34 protein-coding genes are annotated in these 18,817 nt (G+C 65.1%); all 34 read left to right on the top strand.

Annotation, left to right across the window (positions count from 1 at the left end; translation table 11 throughout):
• Positions 1–64: 64 nt before the first annotated feature.
• The 34 genes from J3S28_RS20330 to J3S28_RS20490 all read left to right on the top strand — a co-directional run bounded on the left by J3S28_RS20330 (position 65) and on the right by J3S28_RS20490 (position 18,816).
• Positions 65–256 (top strand): hypothetical protein, encoded by a 192-nt coding sequence (locus J3S28_RS20330; protein ID WP_207842577.1) that lies wholly within the window; start codon positions 65–67, stop codon positions 254–256.
• The gene (locus J3S28_RS20335; RefSeq protein WP_207842578.1) at positions 253–498 is read left to right on the top strand and encodes a hypothetical protein; all 246 of its coding nucleotides are present in this window, start codon (positions 253–255) and stop codon (positions 496–498) included. The genes J3S28_RS20330 and J3S28_RS20335 overlap by 4 nt, the downstream gene beginning before the upstream one ends.
• Entirely contained in the window at positions 498–698 is a 201-nt protein-coding gene (locus J3S28_RS20340) for a hypothetical protein (RefSeq protein WP_207842579.1), read from the top strand. The genes J3S28_RS20335 and J3S28_RS20340 overlap by 1 nt, the downstream gene beginning before the upstream one ends.
• A 356-nt stretch (positions 699–1,054) precedes the next feature.
• Positions 1,055–1,432 carry a hypothetical protein gene (locus tag J3S28_RS20345; protein WP_207842580.1) on the top strand — a complete coding sequence of 126 codons (378 nt, stop codon included), beginning with the start codon at positions 1,055–1,057 and terminating at the stop codon, positions 1,430–1,432.
• Complete coding sequence (locus J3S28_RS20350) at positions 1,429–1,617, top strand: hypothetical protein (RefSeq protein ID WP_207842581.1); 189 nt, start codon at positions 1,429–1,431, stop codon at positions 1,615–1,617. Before J3S28_RS20345 ends, J3S28_RS20350 begins: the two co-directional genes overlap by 4 nt.
• Positions 1,614–1,928, top strand: coding sequence for a hypothetical protein (locus J3S28_RS20355; RefSeq protein ID WP_207842582.1), 315 nt, complete (start codon positions 1,614–1,616; stop codon positions 1,926–1,928). The genes J3S28_RS20350 and J3S28_RS20355 overlap by 4 nt, the downstream gene beginning before the upstream one ends.
• Positions 1,925–2,197, top strand: a complete 273-nt coding sequence (locus tag J3S28_RS20360) for a hypothetical protein (protein WP_207842583.1) — start codon at positions 1,925–1,927, stop codon at positions 2,195–2,197. Before J3S28_RS20355 ends, J3S28_RS20360 begins: the two co-directional genes overlap by 4 nt.
• Positions 2,194–3,180 (top strand): PD-(D/E)XK nuclease-like domain-containing protein, encoded by a 987-nt coding sequence (locus J3S28_RS20365; protein WP_207842584.1) that lies wholly within the window; start codon positions 2,194–2,196, stop codon positions 3,178–3,180. Before J3S28_RS20360 ends, J3S28_RS20365 begins: the two co-directional genes overlap by 4 nt.
• A complete protein-coding gene (locus J3S28_RS20370) occupies positions 3,177–4,253 on the top strand; it encodes a hypothetical protein (protein WP_237341850.1) in 1,077 nt (358 codons plus the stop codon). Before J3S28_RS20365 ends, J3S28_RS20370 begins: the two co-directional genes overlap by 4 nt.
• Entirely contained in the window at positions 4,250–4,585 is a 336-nt protein-coding gene (locus J3S28_RS20375) for a hypothetical protein (protein WP_207842585.1), read from the top strand. The genes J3S28_RS20370 and J3S28_RS20375 overlap by 4 nt, the downstream gene beginning before the upstream one ends.
• A complete protein-coding gene (locus J3S28_RS20380) occupies positions 4,582–5,052 on the top strand; it encodes a hypothetical protein (protein ID WP_207842586.1) in 471 nt (156 codons plus the stop codon). Before J3S28_RS20375 ends, J3S28_RS20380 begins: the two co-directional genes overlap by 4 nt.
• Positions 5,049–5,456 carry a hypothetical protein gene (locus J3S28_RS20385; RefSeq protein WP_207842587.1) on the top strand — a complete coding sequence of 136 codons (408 nt, stop codon included), beginning with the start codon at positions 5,049–5,051 and terminating at the stop codon, positions 5,454–5,456. Before J3S28_RS20380 ends, J3S28_RS20385 begins: the two co-directional genes overlap by 4 nt.
• Complete coding sequence (locus tag J3S28_RS20390) at positions 5,453–5,641, top strand: hypothetical protein (RefSeq protein ID WP_207842588.1); 189 nt, start codon at positions 5,453–5,455, stop codon at positions 5,639–5,641. Before J3S28_RS20385 ends, J3S28_RS20390 begins: the two co-directional genes overlap by 4 nt.
• Before the next feature lie 55 nt (positions 5,642–5,696).
• The gene (locus J3S28_RS28625) at positions 5,697–5,822 is read left to right on the top strand and encodes a hypothetical protein (protein ID WP_272874224.1); all 126 of its coding nucleotides are present in this window, start codon (positions 5,697–5,699) and stop codon (positions 5,820–5,822) included.
• Positions 5,819–5,953 (top strand): hypothetical protein, encoded by a 135-nt coding sequence (locus J3S28_RS28630; protein ID WP_272874225.1) that lies wholly within the window; start codon positions 5,819–5,821, stop codon positions 5,951–5,953. The genes J3S28_RS28625 and J3S28_RS28630 overlap by 4 nt, the downstream gene beginning before the upstream one ends.
• Positions 5,950–6,240 carry a hypothetical protein gene (locus tag J3S28_RS20395; RefSeq protein ID WP_207842589.1) on the top strand — a complete coding sequence of 97 codons (291 nt, stop codon included), beginning with the start codon at positions 5,950–5,952 and terminating at the stop codon, positions 6,238–6,240. The genes J3S28_RS28630 and J3S28_RS20395 overlap by 4 nt, the downstream gene beginning before the upstream one ends.
• On the top strand, positions 6,237–6,761 hold the full coding sequence (locus J3S28_RS20400; RefSeq protein ID WP_207842590.1) for a DNA N-6-adenine-methyltransferase: 525 nt from the start codon (positions 6,237–6,239) through the stop codon (positions 6,759–6,761). The genes J3S28_RS20395 and J3S28_RS20400 overlap by 4 nt, the downstream gene beginning before the upstream one ends.
• Positions 6,761–7,702 (top strand): hypothetical protein, encoded by a 942-nt coding sequence (locus tag J3S28_RS20405; protein WP_237341851.1) that lies wholly within the window; start codon positions 6,761–6,763, stop codon positions 7,700–7,702. The genes J3S28_RS20400 and J3S28_RS20405 overlap by 1 nt, the downstream gene beginning before the upstream one ends.
• Positions 7,699–8,292, top strand: a complete 594-nt coding sequence (locus J3S28_RS20410; RefSeq protein ID WP_207842591.1) for a hypothetical protein — start codon at positions 7,699–7,701, stop codon at positions 8,290–8,292. Before J3S28_RS20405 ends, J3S28_RS20410 begins: the two co-directional genes overlap by 4 nt.
• On the top strand, positions 8,289–9,248 hold the full coding sequence (locus tag J3S28_RS20415; RefSeq protein WP_207842592.1) for a hypothetical protein: 960 nt from the start codon (positions 8,289–8,291) through the stop codon (positions 9,246–9,248). Before J3S28_RS20410 ends, J3S28_RS20415 begins: the two co-directional genes overlap by 4 nt.
• A gap of 211 nt (positions 9,249–9,459) precedes the next feature.
• The gene (locus J3S28_RS20420) at positions 9,460–9,750 is read left to right on the top strand and encodes a hypothetical protein (RefSeq protein ID WP_207842593.1); all 291 of its coding nucleotides are present in this window, start codon (positions 9,460–9,462) and stop codon (positions 9,748–9,750) included.
• A complete protein-coding gene (locus tag J3S28_RS20425; RefSeq protein WP_207842594.1) occupies positions 9,747–10,016 on the top strand; it encodes a hypothetical protein in 270 nt (89 codons plus the stop codon). Before J3S28_RS20420 ends, J3S28_RS20425 begins: the two co-directional genes overlap by 4 nt.
• Positions 10,013–10,333, top strand: coding sequence for a hypothetical protein (locus J3S28_RS20430; RefSeq protein WP_207842595.1), 321 nt, complete (start codon positions 10,013–10,015; stop codon positions 10,331–10,333). The genes J3S28_RS20425 and J3S28_RS20430 overlap by 4 nt, the downstream gene beginning before the upstream one ends.
• A 506-nt stretch (positions 10,334–10,839) precedes the next feature.
• Positions 10,840–11,337: a phage terminase small subunit P27 family gene (locus tag J3S28_RS20440; RefSeq protein WP_207842597.1), complete on the top strand. Its 498-nt coding sequence runs from the start codon at positions 10,840–10,842 to the stop codon at positions 11,335–11,337.
• A complete protein-coding gene (locus tag J3S28_RS20445) occupies positions 11,312–13,045 on the top strand; it encodes a terminase large subunit (RefSeq protein WP_207842598.1) in 1,734 nt (577 codons plus the stop codon). The genes J3S28_RS20440 and J3S28_RS20445 overlap by 26 nt, the downstream gene beginning before the upstream one ends.
• Before the next feature lie 8 nt (positions 13,046–13,053).
• Positions 13,054–13,356, top strand: a complete 303-nt coding sequence (locus tag J3S28_RS20450) for a hypothetical protein (protein ID WP_237341852.1) — start codon at positions 13,054–13,056, stop codon at positions 13,354–13,356.
• The gene (locus J3S28_RS20455; RefSeq protein WP_207842599.1) at positions 13,356–14,654 is read left to right on the top strand and encodes a phage portal protein; all 1,299 of its coding nucleotides are present in this window, start codon (positions 13,356–13,358) and stop codon (positions 14,652–14,654) included. Before J3S28_RS20450 ends, J3S28_RS20455 begins: the two co-directional genes overlap by 1 nt.
• Positions 14,651–15,472, top strand: coding sequence for an HK97 family phage prohead protease (locus tag J3S28_RS20460; RefSeq protein ID WP_207842600.1), 822 nt, complete (start codon positions 14,651–14,653; stop codon positions 15,470–15,472). The genes J3S28_RS20455 and J3S28_RS20460 overlap by 4 nt, the downstream gene beginning before the upstream one ends.
• 19 nt (positions 15,473–15,491) lie before the next feature.
• Complete coding sequence (locus tag J3S28_RS20465) at positions 15,492–16,799, top strand: phage major capsid protein (protein ID WP_207842601.1); 1,308 nt, start codon at positions 15,492–15,494, stop codon at positions 16,797–16,799.
• Between the two features lie 77 nt (positions 16,800–16,876).
• Positions 16,877–17,158, top strand: coding sequence for a hypothetical protein (locus J3S28_RS20470; RefSeq protein WP_207842602.1), 282 nt, complete (start codon positions 16,877–16,879; stop codon positions 17,156–17,158).
• Positions 17,155–17,703: a hypothetical protein gene (locus tag J3S28_RS20475; protein ID WP_207842603.1), complete on the top strand. Its 549-nt coding sequence runs from the start codon at positions 17,155–17,157 to the stop codon at positions 17,701–17,703. The genes J3S28_RS20470 and J3S28_RS20475 overlap by 4 nt, the downstream gene beginning before the upstream one ends.
• On the top strand, positions 17,700–18,038 hold the full coding sequence (locus J3S28_RS20480; RefSeq protein WP_207842604.1) for a hypothetical protein: 339 nt from the start codon (positions 17,700–17,702) through the stop codon (positions 18,036–18,038). The genes J3S28_RS20475 and J3S28_RS20480 overlap by 4 nt, the downstream gene beginning before the upstream one ends.
• Positions 18,038–18,364 carry an HK97 gp10 family phage protein gene (locus J3S28_RS20485; RefSeq protein ID WP_207842605.1) on the top strand — a complete coding sequence of 109 codons (327 nt, stop codon included), beginning with the start codon at positions 18,038–18,040 and terminating at the stop codon, positions 18,362–18,364. Before J3S28_RS20480 ends, J3S28_RS20485 begins: the two co-directional genes overlap by 1 nt.
• Complete coding sequence (locus tag J3S28_RS20490; protein WP_207842606.1) at positions 18,361–18,816, top strand: hypothetical protein; 456 nt, start codon at positions 18,361–18,363, stop codon at positions 18,814–18,816. Before J3S28_RS20485 ends, J3S28_RS20490 begins: the two co-directional genes overlap by 4 nt.
• The last annotated feature ends 1 nt before the right edge of the window (position 18,817 follow it).

The following is an 18,817-nucleotide window of genomic DNA, read 5'->3' on the forward strand; positions in this document are numbered from 1 at the left end:
CACAAAAAAAGAACCCGCCGAGTGCCAGCTCGACGGATTCCCGAAGGACCACCAGGAGGTCCCAATGGTTAGAGAGTACCTAGAAATCATCATCGTCTGGCCGGCGGTCGCCCTACTGATCGTGTGTTGCGTCGGCGCGGTGCTGTCGGTGATGCGCGACGACCAGCTGGCGGATGAGTACGCCGAGCTGCTCGACGAGATGGACGACTTCGAGAACCATCCGATCACCGAGGTCGATCGCGGTGAGATCCGATGACCGCCACCCAGCGGTACGGCGAGATCGCCGACGGCATCAAGTTCGCCGCCCAGGCGGACGTGGAGCGACTCAAGGTTGGCCGTCTGCTACTCGACCTTCAGGCCCGATGCGCTGAGCGGCTCGTCGACTTCACCATCACAGGGATACACGGTGTCGACTGGATGGTCCGAGTTCAGTCCGAGGGTGCCGACCCTGCCGAGGCCATCGACAAAGCACTCGACGAGCTAAGCCGGTGCCAGTGATGAACCTCGCAGAGGTGGCCGAGACCATTCCCGCGCCAGAGGGTTACGACTGGACGGTTGCGACATATGAGCGTTACAGCCTCGCCGAGCGCAGCGCCGCTCCGACGCTCTACCTCGAGTACAGCCACGACGGGATGACCAAGATGGTCTACCTCGTCGGGCAGCACGAGCTGGCGCCGGAGGTGGGCTCCGATGGCTAGAGCTGACACTGTCGAGGAAGTAGTCGACTGGCTCCTCGCCGAAGGTCACATCACCGAGACCGACCTCGTCGGAAGCAAGATCATCGTCTGCTCGCGGGGCGGTGAGGGCTGATGTACCGCAACGAGGATGACATCGCCAGCGCGGCTTGGCACATCGTTGAGGACGTCCGCGAGGTGTCTCCCCCGCAGACGCACCAAGCGCTCACAAATCAGTGCCGCCTCCATCCCGACCGGATGGCGCAAGTGTTGATGGCACTGGCGATCTGGGTCAATCCCGACGAACCGCGATGCGAACTCGACGCTCGCGTTGCACAAGCCGCACGGACACGAGTCCGCACAGTATTGGGGGTCCCAGCATGACCGAACAGCAGGAGTTCACCGCCTCCGACATCATCGCGAAGGTCCGCGAGGTCGCCGCCCGCAACCCCGGCCGCATCTACGAGGTGCCCATGGGTGGTGAGCGGTACTACGTCTACGACGGCATGCCCGCCAGCCTCGAGGGCTGCGCGCTGTGGGAGATGGGCCTGATCGATGTCTCGCTCCAGGCCCGCTGGGTCAACGAGCTGAGCATCCGCGACCTCCTGAACACCCTGAAGGTCAACGGGACGGACGACGAGATCAATTGGCTCCGTTGGTCACAGCACTACGGCGACCACCTCGACCCTTGGGGTACGGCGGTCGAGAAGGCCGACGAGTGCCTCGCGAACGGCATCGAATACCGGGTCGCGTCATGAGGGCACAGGTCATCTCCGAGCGCGGTACAGGAGGCCCGCTCAAGACCATCAACGGCGAGGTGCTGCTCGAGCATCCGCATGTCGCGGTGGTCATCACTGACGACTGCACGCACCACATCCCCTGGGCTCGCGTCATCGACATCGTCGAAGCCCATCCCACCAACGAACAGGACAACCGGCTATGACCACATCGACACCCACCATCGACTCCCTGAAGGATCCGCTCGTGCAGACCGAGTACCAGCGCTCCATCGGATTCGCACTCAGCGCCAAGCTCATGGGCCACGGGGCCCAGACCCCGCACAACCCGATCTACCAGGGCTTCGGTCCTGACATCATCCACCTCCCCCGCGCCCCACACGGCCCCGGCGAGGTCGGCCGCCTCGAGGGTCACCAGCAGCCCGACCCCCGCATTGCCCAGGTCGAGCGGCGACGTGCAAAGAACCGCGTGGCCCGTAAGTCGAGGCGCGCCAACCGGATTGCGAGCAACCGATGACCACACGCAAACAGCGCTCACGCGCCCTGGCCGCGAAGCCCGCACCGGCCCCTAAGCCCGCACCCGAGGTGCAGCCGTTCGTCCCGACCGAGGACACCCCACGCCTGCACTACCGGGGCGATCGCACCGGGGTTGACCCGAGGCGGATCTACGGGCCCGACGCGTTCGGGGCGTTCTACCGGGCCGGAGCTGCTGAATACGACTTGGAAGCTGATCGCTCGACGATCTACTTCCGACCGATCGCACCCCCGGAGCGGGTGCTGGCATGACCGAGATCCAGACTTTCTCCCAACTCACCAAGAAGGCATACAGCCAGGGCTTGCAGGCCTACGGCGACGGCATATCCGAATGCCCACTGCACTCGCCCGAGATGGCGGCAGCGTGGCAGCGCGGATGGGGCGACGCCGCCGCCGGAGCAGCCGGAGTGCCGGACGCCGACGGTATCCACCCACACGTGCCCGACACCGTCTATCACGGCGACCGCCATAGCCTGTCGTCCTCAGGTGCCCGCGCTCTCCTCGAGCCCGGAGGGCCGGCCAAGTTCAAACACGCACCGCGAGTGGAGAAGAAGGAGTACGACTTCGGCCACGTCGCCCACGCGCTCATCTTGGGCGAAGGCTCATCCATCGTCATTGTTGAAGCCGACTCGTGGCGCACCAACGACGCGAAAGCAGCCCGCGTCCAGGCGCGGGAGGACGGCAAGGTGGCGGTCCTGGTGGACACCTACCGCCAGGGCGAAGCGCTCGCGAAGGTGGCGAAGCAACATCCCCTCGGCGAGCTGCTCTTTGCCCAGGGGCGAGCTGAGGATTCAATCTACTGGCACGACGACGCGACCGGCGTGCGCCTGCGAGCCCGCCCTGACTGGACTACGGCCGGCCCCCTCGTGGTTGATGTGAAGACCACCCGCTCAGCTGCACCACGCGACTTCGCCAAGTCGTGCGCCGAATACGGCTACCACCAGCAAGAGGCGTGGTACCTCGACGGACTCGCCGCCCACGGCATCGAAGCGCAATTCGTCTTCTTCGCCATCGAGGTCACCAAGCCGTACCTCTGCTCGGTGACGGAGCTACCCACCGAAGCCGTCGCGGTCGGCCGCTCACTTAACCGTGCGGCGATCAACGTCTTCAATCGCTGCTACACCACGGACGAATGGCCTGGGTACGCACCGCGCATCCACCAAGTTGACCTACCCGCGTGGGCCTATGGCCGCGCACAAATGACACTCGACACTCTCGAAGGAGCATCCGCATGAGCACCACAGAAATCTCCCCCGCCGCGACTGGTGATCTGAGCATCCTGCCGCCCGCTCAGCCAATGAAGCCCGGCTCACTCAACCAGCTCATGCAGCACGCCGAGGCGATGGACGTGGCGCACCGTCTCGCCGACAGGATGTGCCGCACCACTGTGGTGCCGGAGATCTATCAAGTCGGCTCCTACCTCAATCGAGACAAGGATGACGAGGTGGTGACGGGAAATGCCACCGCAGCGATTCTGTACGGGATGGAGATCGGCCTCGCGCCAATCCAGGCCCTACAGCAGGTCTTCTCGGTCGGCGGGCGACCCGCAATCTACGCCCGCACTGCCGTCGCCCTCCTCACCTCGCGTGGCTACAAGATCTGGACCGAAGACAGCTCCGACGAATCCGTCACCGTCATGGCGCAAGCCCCCGACGGTCGCGCCGAAGGCTCGACCTGGAGTGTCGATCGCGCCACCAAGGCGGGGTACGTCCCGACTATCGACGAGAAGACGGGCGACTACCGAAAGAATCAGCGCGGCAAACTGATCGGCAACGAGAAGTACCTCACCGACCCCCAGGCGATGCTCTACGCCAAGGCAGCGATGGAGGTGTGCCGCAAGATCGCACCCGACGTACTGATGGGCATCGCCGACGGTGACGATGCTGCTGTGGTGGACGAGGCGCCACGCAAGGTGGCGAATGAGGCTGCGTCGAGTCAGGCAATTGGTGTCGAGCAGCTGCGCGCCAAGATGGGATTGCAGAGCCTCCCGGCCCCCTCGGATTCGGGTGTAAAACAGGACACTCCGCAGGCCAAGCCCCCGGCGAAGCCCACCAAGAAGCAGGCCGAGGACCTCGACCGCCTATTCGCTGACGCCAACATCGAGACCGACAACTGGTCGGCCCGGTACGTGGTGATCAACCGCACGATCAACCGTGCCGAGCCCGTCACCGACATTAGGACCCTCACCCGCGACGAGGTCGCCGACCTCATCACAACACTCGGTGGCCTGCAGGCCGAGGGCGTCCTCGTCGAGACCGTCGAGAACATGCTCATCGAGGAAGCCCAGGCGAAGGAAGCTCAGTCGTGAGGCAGTTCGGCGGCATCTTCAACGGGAAGCTGCTGCCCGGGCTCAGTGGGGTGAACGAACTCCCTGAACTTCGCAGCTTCGTGGAGATGGGTAACCCAAGGTGCACGTACCAGATCGTCGAACTGCTTCCCACCCCGACCGCGCTGGGCCTGCCGGAGTTCAACCGGCGCAAGAAGGCGCGGCTCGACGAGCTGACCGCTGCCTCGAATCAGAAGACGATGCCGGCGGAAACCAATATCCCGTGCGACATCGTCGACGGCCAGTGCACCACCTGGGCCCACAAGTTCCGCCCCGACCACCAACCCACCCCCGAAGCGAAGGATGCGCGATGACCCGCTACAAAGACGACGACACGGTTGCCGAGACCCACACTGCCCCAGCCGATATCCCCAAGGCCGAACGACCGCTCATCGAAGCACCCAGGGCGGCGAAGGTGAAGATCGTCGGCGGCATGAGCGAGTACGCGCTCGAAGATCCGCCCGAGTACGGCGAGGAGCGGACCTACATAGTCAAGGCGTGGTGCAAGAAGGTCCACCTCGATGAGGTCGACGGCGAGCCCCGCATGGTCGTCGACATGCTGCAGACGTCGATCTACGAGCGCGGCAAGGTGCCGATCGTCGACGAGCCCCAGCCGGGCCTGTTTGACGCTGATGACGAGACCAGGACCGAGGGTGAGCCCGAGGCGCTCGGCGACGCCATGGGCCTCGTCGCGGTGCCCGAGCTCCCGGGCGACGACGAGGCGCAGAACGGCGAAGACCGCAAGGCTGCGATGTTCTCGGATGGTGGTGATGAGGCATGAGCACCCTCACCCATACAACCGTGTTCGAGGTCGAAACCTGCTGTAGCTGCGGGATTCTCTTCGCCATGCCGACGGAGTTGCACAAGCGCCGAGTGAATGATCATGGCTGGTTCTACTGCCCCAACGGCCATAGCCAGCATTTCACCGGCAAGTCCAAGGCCGAGAAGGAGCGTGAGCGCGCCGAGCGCCTGGAGCGTGAGCTCGCTTCCGCGGATCGTCGGATCGCCAACCTAGACGAGGATGTGCGGTCGGCCAAGGCCTCACTCCGAGCCGCCAAAGGCCAGCTGACCAAGACGAAGAAGCGCGCCGCCAACGGCGTGTGCCCCTGCTGCAACCGGTCGTTCGCCAACGTCCAGCGGCACGTCAAGGGCCAGCACCCCGAGTTTGTGGAAGCGACCAAATGAGCGCGCGCCGTGAAGACCGCGACGACGAGGCATTCGAGCGCCTCGAGAAGCGGTACGAGCGCACACCCGAGCAGCAGCTCGCCGAGCTGGACCGCCGCCTCGGCAGAGGGATCGGCGCCAAGCGGGAACGCGCCCGCCTGTGGGCTGAGCTGACGCCGACGAAGCGGAAGCGGGTGTCGGCATGATCACCGAGCCCTGCTGGATCTGCGACCTCAAGGCACGTGATGAGGAGGTCGACGCGTGATCGCCTACCTCCAGATCCTCTGGCACCACCACATCCTCGGCCACTGGCAACAGCCCCGCATCAACGGCGCCGAGCCGCCCGCAGTCATCTGCGCGTGCGGTGACATCTGGGAGACGCGATGACCGAGGACCTTGCAAAACACCTCCGGCTCGAGACCCGCCTGCGCGCTGTCCTCAAGGACCTGGTGCACCACGGTGACATCACGCCCGCCGGGAAGATCATCATCGAGCGGATCCTGGACGGTGCGACGTGACCGCGCAGATGCCGCTGTTCGCAACAGGCGACTACGACCCCAACCCGCCGGCCGTGTTGGGTGAAAAACCGGTCACCTCGGTCGAGTGGGGCGTCATGGCCACCAGCATTCGACCCGCCGGAACTGAGATCCGAGACGGTCGCAGCCATCACCCAGTGGACGCGTTCACCGAGGACCAGGCGCGCGCCTTCATCGGCCTGATCCGAGAGAAGCAGCGCGCGGCCGGGATCAAGCCTGACGCCAAGCTCGTTCGACGTTTCTGCACCAGCTGGGAGGACGCGGAATGAGCTTGCTCGGATTCAAGGCGCAGAACCATCCGCAGCAGACGCTGCCCAACGGCCCAGTCGATGACATCGATGACCGGGCCACCACGCCTCAGCACTTCGAGATGTTCGTAGAGCGGTTTGGTGAGTTCACTGTCGACGTCGCAGCAGCGGCGCACAACACAAAGTGCCACAAGTACTACGACCGCGAGACCGACGGACTGAGGCAGCCGTGGGCCGACGAGCTCGTCTGGTGCAACCCGCCCTATTCGGCGATCGAGCCATGGGTCCGCAAGGCGTGGGCCGAGTACCAGAACACTCGCGGCATCGTCATGCTGCTTCCCGCCAATCGGACCGAGCAGAAGTGGTGGCAGACCCAGGTCGAGCCTCATCGCGATCGCCCCGGATCCGGGCTTCGTGTCGAGTTCCTCCCCGGCCGGATGCGATTCATCAAGGCCGGGCGAACCGATGTCGGTCCAAATGAGCGGCCGCCGTTCGGCTGCTGCCTACTCATTTGGACGCCAAATGAAAGGACTGGCGCGTAATGGCCAACTCCGCAGGAATGCTCAAAGAATCGATCTGGCGCGACAAGGATTTCCGCGCCATCCCCCGCACAGCGCAGACCACCTACGGCCAGCTGCTCAGCCAGAAGGAGCTCGACCGCGCAGGCATCCAGCCGCTCCAAGTGTCCAAGTGGGCCAAGGGGTGCGACGAGATCACCGAGAGCGACGTCTGGACCGATCTGAAGGTCCTCGAGGCCGCTCGCTTCGTGTTCTACGACGAGGACACCGACGAGCTGTTCGTGCGCTCGTACATGCGCCAGAGCGACATCACCCGGTACCCCAACATCCTCAAGAACGCACTGCGGTGCGCGGGCATGGTGGCCTCGCCCAAGCTGCGTCACGAGCTGGCTACGGAGCTGCGTCGTCTGCGTCGCGCGGAGGCCGCCAAGGTGGCCGACGAGATCGATCCGATCGAACCGTCAGAGAACCCTTCCGACAACGGTTCTGAAACCGTTGTGCAAACCGTTCCAGAACCGTTTAACCCTTCCGAAAGGGTTCGCGAACCCCGGGGAGTGGGAGAGGGAGTGGGAGAGGTTACGTCTGTAGGTGGTTGGGTTGGGAGGTCGCGTGAGCGCGAGGCCGACACCGACACGACAGGCGAGCCGAGCAACGATCCCCCACCACCCCGCTGCCCCAAGCACATCGGCGAACCAACCGACCAGCCGTGCCGAGCCTGCGGCGTCGCCAGGCAGACCCGAGCGGCGTGGTTCTCCGAGCAGGCTCAGCGCGAAGGCCAGGCCCGCTCCGAATCCGCCCGGTCCGCAGCCGAGACCCGAGCGTTGGCAATCGCCAACTGCGCCATGTGCGACGAGGACGGCTACCGCGCCGGCCGATTGTGCTCACACGACCCCGACGAGGACGCACGCCGTGAGCGCGGCCTCGCAGCAGCCCGAGCAGCCATCACCAAGGGCAGTGACGAGTGAGCACCATCGTGGGCATCGACCCGTCACTCACCAGCTGCGGCATCGCCGTCGTGCGCAGTGAGACCCGCTTTCACATCCCGTCGGATGGCTACGTGCCGATGACGTACATCGCCGGCCTCCTGTCGGTGGGCCATCCGGGCAAGGACTCGGCGAGTTGGGATGACCGCTCCGACCGCATCGTGAGCCAGACCCGACACGTGCTCACCAAGATCCCGCGCGCCGCCGAGCTGGTGGTGATGGAAGACCTGCCGTCGCACGTGAAGCTCCTGCCCAGCTTCCGCGATCGGTGCGTGTTGTGGGGCGGCCTGTACTCGGCGCTCCGGGCCCGCAACACCCCGATCGCCGTGTGCAACCCAAAGACTCGCGCCAAGTGGGCCACGGGCAGCGGCAGCGCCGACAAGAAGCTCGTCCTGGCCTGCGTGCGCGAGCAGTGGCCCAACAACCGCATCCACAACGACGACTGCGCCGACGCGCTGACCATGGCCAGCATGGGCGCCCTGAAGCTCGGATGGACCCTGCCGTTCGAGATCAAAGATCGTCACCACCTCGGGCTCGATGTGGTGGCCTGGCCGAAGGAGATCGCAGCGTGACCCAGTGCCAGAAGTGCGGCGGCCGAGCCGACGCGTTCCTCTGCCGCGACTGCGGCCAAGCACTCGTCCGCGACCTCGACATGATCCCCTGGCTCGCAACACGCCTCGGCGAGTCAGCCCTCAAACTCACCGCACTCAGCCCCACCATGAGCGGACCCCGACGCAAGGTCACCGAAGACGAAGAGCAATCACCAGTGCCGTTCAACAGCTGGGCCCACGGCCTCTACGACGAACTCCGAACCGTCTGCATGCGCTGGGTCCGCGACCTGTGCGATGCCAACGGCGTGCCCTTCTGGCCCATCGACGCAGTGCCCCACAACTTCATCGGACCACTCCCCAGGCGCGGCATCCGCCGGCTACCAGCAGCCGGATACGTGGTCACCACGCAAGACCTCTCCCGCTGGCTGTCCAAGAACTACCTATCGATCATGAACAGCGAAGACGCGGGCATGTGCGCCAACGAGATTCACGCCACCATCAGCCGCGCGCTCACCGTCATCAACCCTCGCGTGCCACCCGCATACCGCGGCCCCTGCCCCACCGTGACCGGCAAAGGCCCACGAGACGAACCACTCACGTGCGGCATCCCGCTCTACGCCCCGCACACCAACGACACCGACCCCGACTCACCCATCGTCGACCGCATCACCTGCCCGAAATGCAAGGAAGACCACGACACCCGAGTACTCGAGCAGCAGCTGCTCAACGACGTCGGCAAGTACCTCATGCCAGCCAGCCAGGTCTTCCAGGTCATGCGCGAGCTGGGCGAGCCCATCGCCAAGTCGACGTTCTACAGCTGGACCAGCAGCCGCCGCCTGCAACCCCGCGGCTGGGAACACAAGGGCCGCATCGTCGGCTACTGGATCCACCGCAACGACCCCCCGATGTTCAGCATCGACGACGTCCGCAGGCTCAGGCGCACCAGCGACAAGCCGAAAGTGGGATCACGCCGATGACCAGCACTTTGTGTATATTGGACCTCAATCCGCCACTGACGACCCCTGCCCAGGTATTGGATCTGGTGCACGTGGAACGGATCGCAACCCCTCATCGCAGCGCGTCAAAGCTGTTCTCTGCGTCGCAGCCAAGCGCACCCCACGACGCCAACCCTTTCATGGACGAGGGTGTTGCTGCGCGCTGCGATGCGGCCCCACGAGAGGAGCGGTGATGGCCAACCTCTGCTCCCGCTTCGCCGAGCCCACCGAGCGCACAGGGCCCGGACGCTGGGTCATCGTGCGCGGCCTATGCCACGGCACCCTGTGGACCAACGGCAACACCATCGGCTTCCAGGTCGTCCCCACACCAGGAGCTGACCCACTGCCTGTGCTCGAGGCCATCACCGCGGCACCAGGCACCACGAGCGAGGCGTTCGACTACCTCGCCGCGCTGTACGGCGAGAGCCGCATCGTGACCGGCAACCTCGACAACTGGCGACCAGACAAGGTGAGCAAGCGATGAGCGCACGATTCCGCAAGAAGCCTGTTGAGATCGAGGCATGGCAGTTCACTGCAGCGTCAGCTGTGGGCTACATCGCTGAGTGGATAGAACGCAACGGCGGCCGAGCAACGTACGGCGAGACAGACAGCGGCTCAGTCGAACTGCAGATCCACACGCTCGAAGGCGTCATGACAGCGAGCGTCGGTGACTGGGTTATCCGCGGTGTGCAAGGCGAGTTCTACCCGTGCAAGCCCACGATCTTCGCCGAGGCGTACGACCCAGCATGAGCGCACCGCAGTACGTACCGCAGTCCGACATCATCAACCAGTGGCGCCTACTCGTCGCAGGTGTTGCGTGCGCCGTCGAAGAGCAGGACGACGCGGGCCAGCTCCTCCAACTACAGCGCCTGATCCTGCCCCGCATCCAGCACATCAAGGCGCTAGGCGGCAAGGCCAGCACACGTGACCAACTGGTCACCGAGGTAGCCGAAGCGCGAGAGCTGTTCGCCAAGATCATGGGCCCCGAGTGGAAGCCCAGGCTCGACACACAGACAGCACGAGCGATGACCGAACGCGGCGTCGACCCCATGTCCATCGTTGCCTGATGCCCACCCGACCACCACGCATCTGCAACCGCTGTCGCAAGCCCGCACCAGCCAACGGACGCTGTCCATGCAAACCAGCATGGGAAGGCTCGAGCTATGGCGCCAGCGGCACCAGCCGACGCCAACAGCGCATGAGAGCAGCCCAGCTCGAAGCACACCCCATCTGCCAGCACATCGGCTGCATGAACATCGCGACCGACGCCGACCACATCGTCAACATCAAGGCCGGCGGATCCAAGTACGACCCGAACAACCTCCAGTCGCTCTGCCGGACCCATCACGACCAAAAGACCAGGTCAGAAGCCAAAAGAGGCCAAAGACGCAGGTCAGAGGGGTATGGGGGTCGGGATCTCTAGGGCCCACCGAAGGGGGAGCCCGACTGGTTGGCCTTCCTTTTTCGCGCTCATGTTGCGCGTCATGGGGGGTATCCCGAGATCGCCACTACCGCAACGACTTTCACGCCCGAAAGTCGGTAATTACCAACAACTTTCGCGAGGAGGTGCGTTATGCCTGGTCCAGCGGCTGCACCTCCGAGCTTGAAGCTCCTGAACGGTCGGTCCGAGGGTCGCGACAGCGGTGGCCGGCCGGTCACTCCCCCGCCGGACTTCCGTCGCATCCCGCCGAAGCCGCCGACGTGGTTGTCGCGCGAGGCGAAGGCGGAGTGGAAGCGCGTCGTGCCGGGTCTGTCTCGTCTGGATCTGACGAAGGAGGAGGACCGGGCGTCGTTGTCGGCGTACTGCGAGACGTGGGCGACGTACAAGGACGCGATTCAGCTGGTCCGGAAGAACGGGATCGTCGTCGAGAACCACTCGCTCCGCAAGGACGGGACGGAGACGACGTGGATGACCAAGAATCCGGCGATGGCTGTGGCTGAGCGTGCGTCGCAGCAGCTGCGGATGTGGGCTGGCGAGTTCGGTTTGACTCCATCGGCTGAGGGGAAGCTGTCGGCGGCGTTTGGCGCTGTCGAGGGCGCGCCTGATGACGACGCAAACCCGTTCGGTTGAGCTAGATCCGGACGAACTCGACCGTCTGAAGCTCTCCCCCGAGGTCGCCTGGTACTTGGCGAGCCGCGGGATACCGTTTCCGGACTGTCCACCGCTGTGGAAGACGCCGGAGCCGCGCGATGAGCCTGGCGCTCGCTTCGATCCGGAGCGTGTCGACCGGGTTCTGACCGCGTTCTCGATGTTGCGGCACACCAAGGGCCGATTGGCGGGCAAACCGCTGAAGCCGGACCCGTGGCAGGTGGCCTACATCTTGGCTCCGTGGGCTGGTTGGGTCCATTTCGACGAGGACGTGGGCGACTACGTCCGGATTATCCGCACGATGTACGTCGATTTGCCTCGAAAAAACGGGAAGTCGACGATCGCGGGCGGCATTGGGCTGTATCTGACCTGTGCTGACGGCGAGGCCGGCGCCCAGGTGATCGCTGCGGCGACGCGGAAAGAGCAGGCGGGGTTCGTTTTCGAGCCGATCAAGCAGATCTGCGAGAGGTCGCCGGCACTCCGGCCGCACACGAAGGCGCTGGCGTCGAAGATCACGCACCCGAAGTCGGGCAGCTACTTCCAAGCAGTGGCGTCGGCCGGCGATGCACAGCACGGCGCGGACCTGCACGGCGGCATCGTCGACGAGCTCCACCTGCACAAAACGTACGACCTGGTTGAGGCGATCGAGACGGGCACTGGCTCTCGCTCCCAACCGCTCATCTTGTTCATCACCACCGCGGACTCGGGCAAGCGGCACACGCCGTATGACCGGAAGCGGACGATGATCGAGCAGCTCGCGCGGGGCGCGCTGAAGGACCCGTCGACCTACGGTGTGGTGTTCGCGGCGCCGAAGGAGATGGATCCGCTGTCCGAGGAGGCGCAGCGGGCCGCGAATCCGGGCTACGGAATCTCGCCGACCAGAGCGTATCTGCGTGACGCTGCGACGAAGGCGCAGAACTCGCCGGCCGATATGGCGAGCTATCTGCGGTTGCACATCGGCCGACGGACGAAGCAGGACACCAAGTTCCTCGACCTGGCGGCCTGGGACGGCAACGCATCGATCGTCGACGAGACGCGACTAAAGGGCCGCGAGGCGTTCGGCGGCCTGGACTTGGCGTCGACGTCGGACCTCGCGGCGCTGTGCTGGGTGCTGCCGGATGACGAGCGCGGCGGGTTCGATCTGGTGTGGCGGATCTGGACCCCCGAGGCGAACCTCGAGGACCTCGACGCACGGACGGCCGGCGAGGCGTCGGTCTGGGCGAAGCAGGGCCTGCTGACCGTCACGCCGGGCAACGTCATCGACTACGACTTCATCGAAGGCCAGATCAAACGAGACTCGGACTTCTTCGACGTCCAGGAGATCGCCTACGACCGGTGGAACGCGACGCAGCTGGTCACCAACCTGACCACCGATGGCGCTCCGATGGCCGCGATGGGCCAGGGATTCGCGTCGATGTCGGGCCCGACGAAGGAGACCCAGCGGCTGATGCTGCAGGGCACTCCGGAGATCCCCCTTCTTCGCCACGGCGGTAACCCGTTGGTGCGCTGGACCGTCGACAACTTCGCGGTGGTCCTCGACGACGCCGGAAACGTGAAGCCATCGAAGAAGGATGCCGCCGACAAGATCGACCCCGTCGTCTCGATGATCATGGCCCTCGCTCGAGCGATCGAAGCGCACGAGCCAGCAGTCGAGAGCGCTTACGAAGACAACGACCTGATGATTGTGTGAGGAGTTCCATGGTGCTCGAAGTGGCTGCGCTGGTGTCCAGCTGGGCTGTCTTTGCAGTCGTCGGCGGTATCGGTGCATACGTGGCTACCCGACGCGATCGCAAGGGACGGACGTCACTCCTGATCAAACGTCGCGTCGTGGTCAACCTGAAGTCCGGGACCGCGGTGGCCGGTGTGATCGTGGGCGACGATCCCGAACGCCTGACGCTCAAGGGCGTTGAGGTGATTGAGCCGGGCGCAACCGCGCCGACGCCTGCTGACGGCGAGATCCTCATCGACCGCGATCACGTCGACTACATCCAGGCGCCCTGATGTCGTTCATCGTCTCTGACGGCGCGCTCCTGGGCCTGTCGAAGCCCGCGCAGGCGCTTCCGACGACGCTCAACCTCGACACGCCTGTCACGTTCGCCAACGCCTCGGCGGTCGACTACTACGAGATGTTCCGCAAGCAGCGCGCGGTGCGCACGGTGGTGTCGTTCCTGGGCCGCAACATCGGCCAGCTCGGGATCCACGCCTACCGACGCAAGGGCGACACCGACCGCGAGCGCCTCGGCCTGGACCATCCGCTGGCCCGAGTGATGGCGAAGCCGAACGCAGTCACCACTAAGTACCGGTTCATGGACGCCCTGGTCCACGATCTCGGGATCTACGACCGCGCCTACGCCCTCAAGCTCGGCTCGTCCGCCCAGCCTCAGCTGGTGCGAGTTCCACCGGCCCTGGTGACACCCAAGGGTGAGAACTGGATGACGCCGGACTCGTTCGAGCTCAAGGGCAGCAAGGGCAAGCAAATCGTTGGCCGTGAGCAGCTGATCTACTTCCGCGGCTACGGCGGGTCGGCCGACTTCGGTGAGTCGCCTCTCGAGTCGCTGCGCCAGATTCTGGCCGAGGAGCACCTGTCGTCGAAGGCGCGTTCGGAGGTTCTCAACAAGGGTGCCCGCGTCTCCGGATACATCGAGCGGCCCCCGTCGTCACAGGCCGGCACGTGGTCCGAGACCGCCAGGACGCGCTTCAAGAACACGTGGGATTCGCAGTACATCGGCACTGGCCCCGGGGTTGGCGGTACGCCGATCCTCGAGGACGGCATGAAGTTTGTTGACGCCCACCAGTCGTCGCGCGACCTGCAGTACATCGAGGGCCGCAAGCTGACCCGCGAAGAGGTTGCCGCGGCGTACTTCATTCCACCGCCGATGGTCGGAATTCTCGACAAGGCGACGTTCTCGAACATCACCGAGCAGCACAAGATGCTCTACCAGGACACCCTCGGCCCCTGGCTGACGATGATCGTCGAAGAGATTGCGCTCCAGCTGATCCCCGACATCGCGCCGACCGAGATGGATGAGCTGTATGTCGAGTTCAACCTGCGCGAGAAGCTGTCCGGCAACTTCGAGCAGCGCGCCGCGTCGGTCATGGCCGCTGTCGGTGGCCCGTACATGACCATCAACGAGGCCCGCGCGCTCGACAACCGGCCACCGATCGACGGCGGCGACGAGCTGATCCGCCCACTGAACGTGACCCAGAACGGCAACCAGGCACCGATCCCTGCCGAAGGGGCGCCCGCACCTGATGACGAGCCTGCCGAGGACGTCGACACTGACCAGGAGGACGAATGAAGACTCGAACGGCCGGCCCCGGTCAGCTCAACGCCAAGACGAAGTTCAAGGCAGGTCCGGACGCTGGCCTCGAGGAGGGCGAGTTCATCGCCTACGCCTCGGTGTTCGGCAATCGGGACAGCTACGGCGAGGTCGTCCAGAAGGGCGCATTCGCCGAGTCGCTGGCCGATTGGGCGAAGGGCGACAACCCGATCCCCCTGCTGTGGGGTCACAACTTCGCCGACCCGGACTACAACCTCGGATTCATCAAGGACCCGGAGGAGGACGACCGCGGCCTGAAGGTCCACGGCGTGCTCGATCTGCAGTCCCCGAAGTCTGCCCAGGTGTACCGACTGCTGAAGTCCGGCCGGGTAGCCCAGATGTCGTTCGCATTCGACATCGAGAAGGAGACGTACGTCGAAGCCGAATACGTCGACAACGGCGACGGCACCAAGACGGTCACCCCGGGCTATTGGTCCCTCGAGAAGCTCAAGATCCACGAGGTGTCGGTGGTTCCGCTGGGTGCGAACCAGGAGACCGAGGTCCTCGCTGTGAAGTCGGCGGCTGACTCGCTGCGACTGAAGGCGGGCAAGGCGCTCTCGACGAAGAACGAGACCGTCATCCGCGACACCATCGAGCGTCTCGAGGACAGCCTCGACGCTCTGAAATCGATACTTCCGGCCGACGACGATGAGTCGTCGGATGGAGATGAAGACCAGGAACAGACCAGCGGCAAGGGAACCGTCCCCGGCGTCAAAGCCGATGAGACCACGCCCAATTCGTCCGTCTCCCTGGCGCAGTTGGACGCGCTCGAGCTGACTCTCGCGACGAGCGAATAACACCTCACCAAGGAGAAAAATGAAGACACGACTGGTACAGCTCAAGGAAGCGGCGCAGGCCGCAGCGAAGTCGGCTCGCGACATCGCGGAGAAGGCGGACGCCGAGAACCGCGACATGACCGAGGCCGAGCGGAAGGACTTCGACGAGGCGTTGGCCAAGGGCCGCGACCTCGTCGAGAAGTACGGCGTGGCGAAGGCCGATCAGGATGTGATCGATTCGGCCATGGCGCTCGCCGACGACATCGGTCCGGACGCCAAGGGCGACCTCGACGCGCAGACCGGCACCACCACGGTCCGTGAGCGCGTGAAGTCGCTCGGTCTGCAGGTCGTCGAATCGCCGGAGTTCAAGGCCGCCCTGGCCCCCTACAAAGGTCGCCAGATCAACGAAAAGGCTCGGTTCCAGACCGACCCCATCGGGATCAAAGGCCTGTTTGTTGGCGGGACCGACACCAGCGCTGGCGCGTTCGTCGTGCCGGAGCAGACCGGCATTGTCGAGATGCTGGGTCGCAAGCCACTGACGATCCGCGATCTCGTCTCCGTTCGCCGCACCGGTTCGGACGCAGTCGAGTACGTCGAGCAGACCTCGCACACCAACGCCGCCGCGGTGGTGCCCGAGGCGACCAGTTCGGCCGCGCCGACCGCCCCCGGTACCGCTGGCGCCCTGGTGCTCAACGCCAACGGTGGCTACAAGCCCGAAGGTGCGTGGGCGTTCGTCCGCCGCACCGCACTGGTGAAGACCATCGCCGAGTGGGTGCCGGCCACCAAGCGGGCCCTGTCCGACGTCGCAGCCCTCGAAGGTCTGATCAACGACGAGCTGCGCGCCGACATCGACGAAGCCGAAGAGGCGCAGATCCTCAACGGCAACGGCACCGGTGAGAACTTCACCGGCATCAATTCGTGGTCGGGCGTGCAGACGCAGGCCTTCTCGACGGATCTCTTCGAATCGGCACGTAAGGGCATCACCAAGGCCCGCACGATCGGTCGGGTAAATCCGAATGGTTGGGTGGTCAATCCAGCCGACGCCGAGGTCATCGATCTGGCGAAGGATCTCAATGGCGTCTACCGCTACGGCGGCCCGCAGGTCATCGGCCAGCGCACCCTGTGGGGCCTGCCGGTGGTCGAGTCCGAGACTCAGCCCGCGGGCGAGGCGCTGCTCGGCGACTTCGCGAAGGCGGTCTTGTGGGACCGCGAAGAAACCACGGTGACGATCACCGACTCGCACGCCGATTTCTTCATCCGCAATATGGTCGCGATCCTCGGCGAGAAGCGTGAGGCCTTCGCAGTCACCCGCCCGACCGCATTCGTCAAGGTCGACATCGCTGCCTGATGGCACTGATCAGCTCCCGCTCGGTCGGTGGTGACATTCGCCGGCCGAGTGGGGCTCCACAGCCTGAGGAGGCTCACATGCTGGACATTTACGAAGTTGAGGTCAACGGCCGCTTGGCCACGTTGCAGCTCAGCGAGGAAGACGCCAAGGAGCGTGGTCTGAAGAAGTCGGACACCGTCGCGGCCAAGCGCGAGGCAGCCGAGGCGGCCGCCGAATCGAAAACGCGCGCCGAAGCTGAGGCTCAGCGCGTTGCTGACGACGACGCGAAGGCGAAGGCAGACGCGAAAGCCAAGGCTGACGCTGAAGCGAAAGCCGCTGCGGTACCGGCCAACAAAGCTCGGACCCCGGCCTCCAAGTGATCGACTTCTCGAAGTACCCGCCGCTGGTCGCCCAGTCAGATCTTCCCGACGGCTTCACGGTCGACGACGAGGCTCTGCGGGCGGCCGGCGACGACGTACGCGGCGAGTGCGGGTGGCACATCGCACCCCGCTTCGACGACACGCTGTGGGTCGACGGCGATGGCAGCTCGCTTCTGACGCTGCCGTCGCTGTTGCTCACCGAGCCGACCGAGATCACCGACGCGAACGGCGCCGCGATCACCGGCTGGTCGTGGAGTGAGATCGGTCAGCTCACCGGCTCGTGGCCCGCCGGGTTCCGGTCGGTGAAAGTGTCGGTGGCGCATGGGCTTCTGGTCACGCCGCCCAACCTCGTCGCGGTGGTGGTCGACATGCTCCGCGACCGCACGACGGCCGCCGAGGGAACATCGGTCAGCGCGGTGTCGCTCGACGGTGCGAACGTCACCTTCGGCAACCCGTACTCCCCGCGAGGCAGTAGCAGCAACGTCGGCGTACGGCGCGAGCTGTCCGACGCGTACGGCCACATCCTGCGGCGGTATTCGCTGTGAGCGCTGACCCGTTGGCCATCTTCTACACCTGGCCGATCAAGGTTCAGCGCAAGGTCGAGGGTGGTCAGACCGCGCGCGGCGCGACGTTCGAGCCCGAGGTCACGATCATGTCGAAGATCCGGATGGTCTCGCAGCTGGTGACCGACGCGGACGGCGACGAGATCGTCTCCCTCGCAACGGTGACCATGGCAGCCGACACTCCCCCGATTCCTGTCGACTCCATCGCGACCCTGCCCGACGAGCTGGGCGGTACGTCGACGCCCGTCAAGATCTCGGGATTGCACGACACGAAGATCCCAGGCGTCAACCTTGCGTTCTATCAGATCGTCCTCTGATGCCAGTCAGCTTCTCGTGGCCGTCGTTCGGCGCGAACCGACGCAAGCGCGCTCTGAAGCGGGCGGGTGAAACCCTCGCGGACGACGCCAAGGCCCGTTCTCCGGACGACACAGGCGCGATGGATGAATCGGTGCGCGTCGAGCTGCTCGATGCCGACTCGGTCCGGGTCAGCTTCAACACCCCGTACGCCCGACGCCAGCACTACAGCAAGAAGAACAGACACGACGACGGCAGCGCGTTCTTCCTGCTCGACGCGACCCGCGCGGTGGGCCCGCAGATCGAGCAGATCCTCGCCGACGAAATCCGAAGGGGCATGCGCGGATGACCGACTTCTCTGAAGCCGAGCTGATTGACTCTCTTGCTCAACGCCTCGCCAACCGCGGTTTGGTGCGCTACAACCCGACCGTGCCGTACGGCGCCGACGACCCGACTCTGCCGGCCTTCATCGACGGCAACCTTCCACCCGACCCTGACACTGCAGTGGCCGTGAAGGTACTCACTGACCGTCGCGACCGCGACGAGTACAACCCCGACATCGACATTCGATTGCGATTCCGCACCGCAGTCAACAGGGTTGGCCCGTCAGTCGGTGATTACGCCGACGCGGTGTTCATGCACCTGCACGTGCCTGATCACCAGTACCGCCCACAAGTTTGGCCCGGTGGCATCCGGGTCATTGATGTCCGCCGCGTCCTGCGCGGGCAGTCCGCTCAGGACACCAACGGCCGCTCGACGCGCGCCGACGATTATCGCCTCACTCTCAACCCAAGGAGTTGAA

The sequence above is a fragment of the Williamsia soli genome (assembly GCF_017377795.1).
GTDB classification, from domain to species: domain Bacteria; phylum Actinomycetota; class Actinomycetes; order Mycobacteriales; family Mycobacteriaceae; genus Williamsia; species Williamsia soli.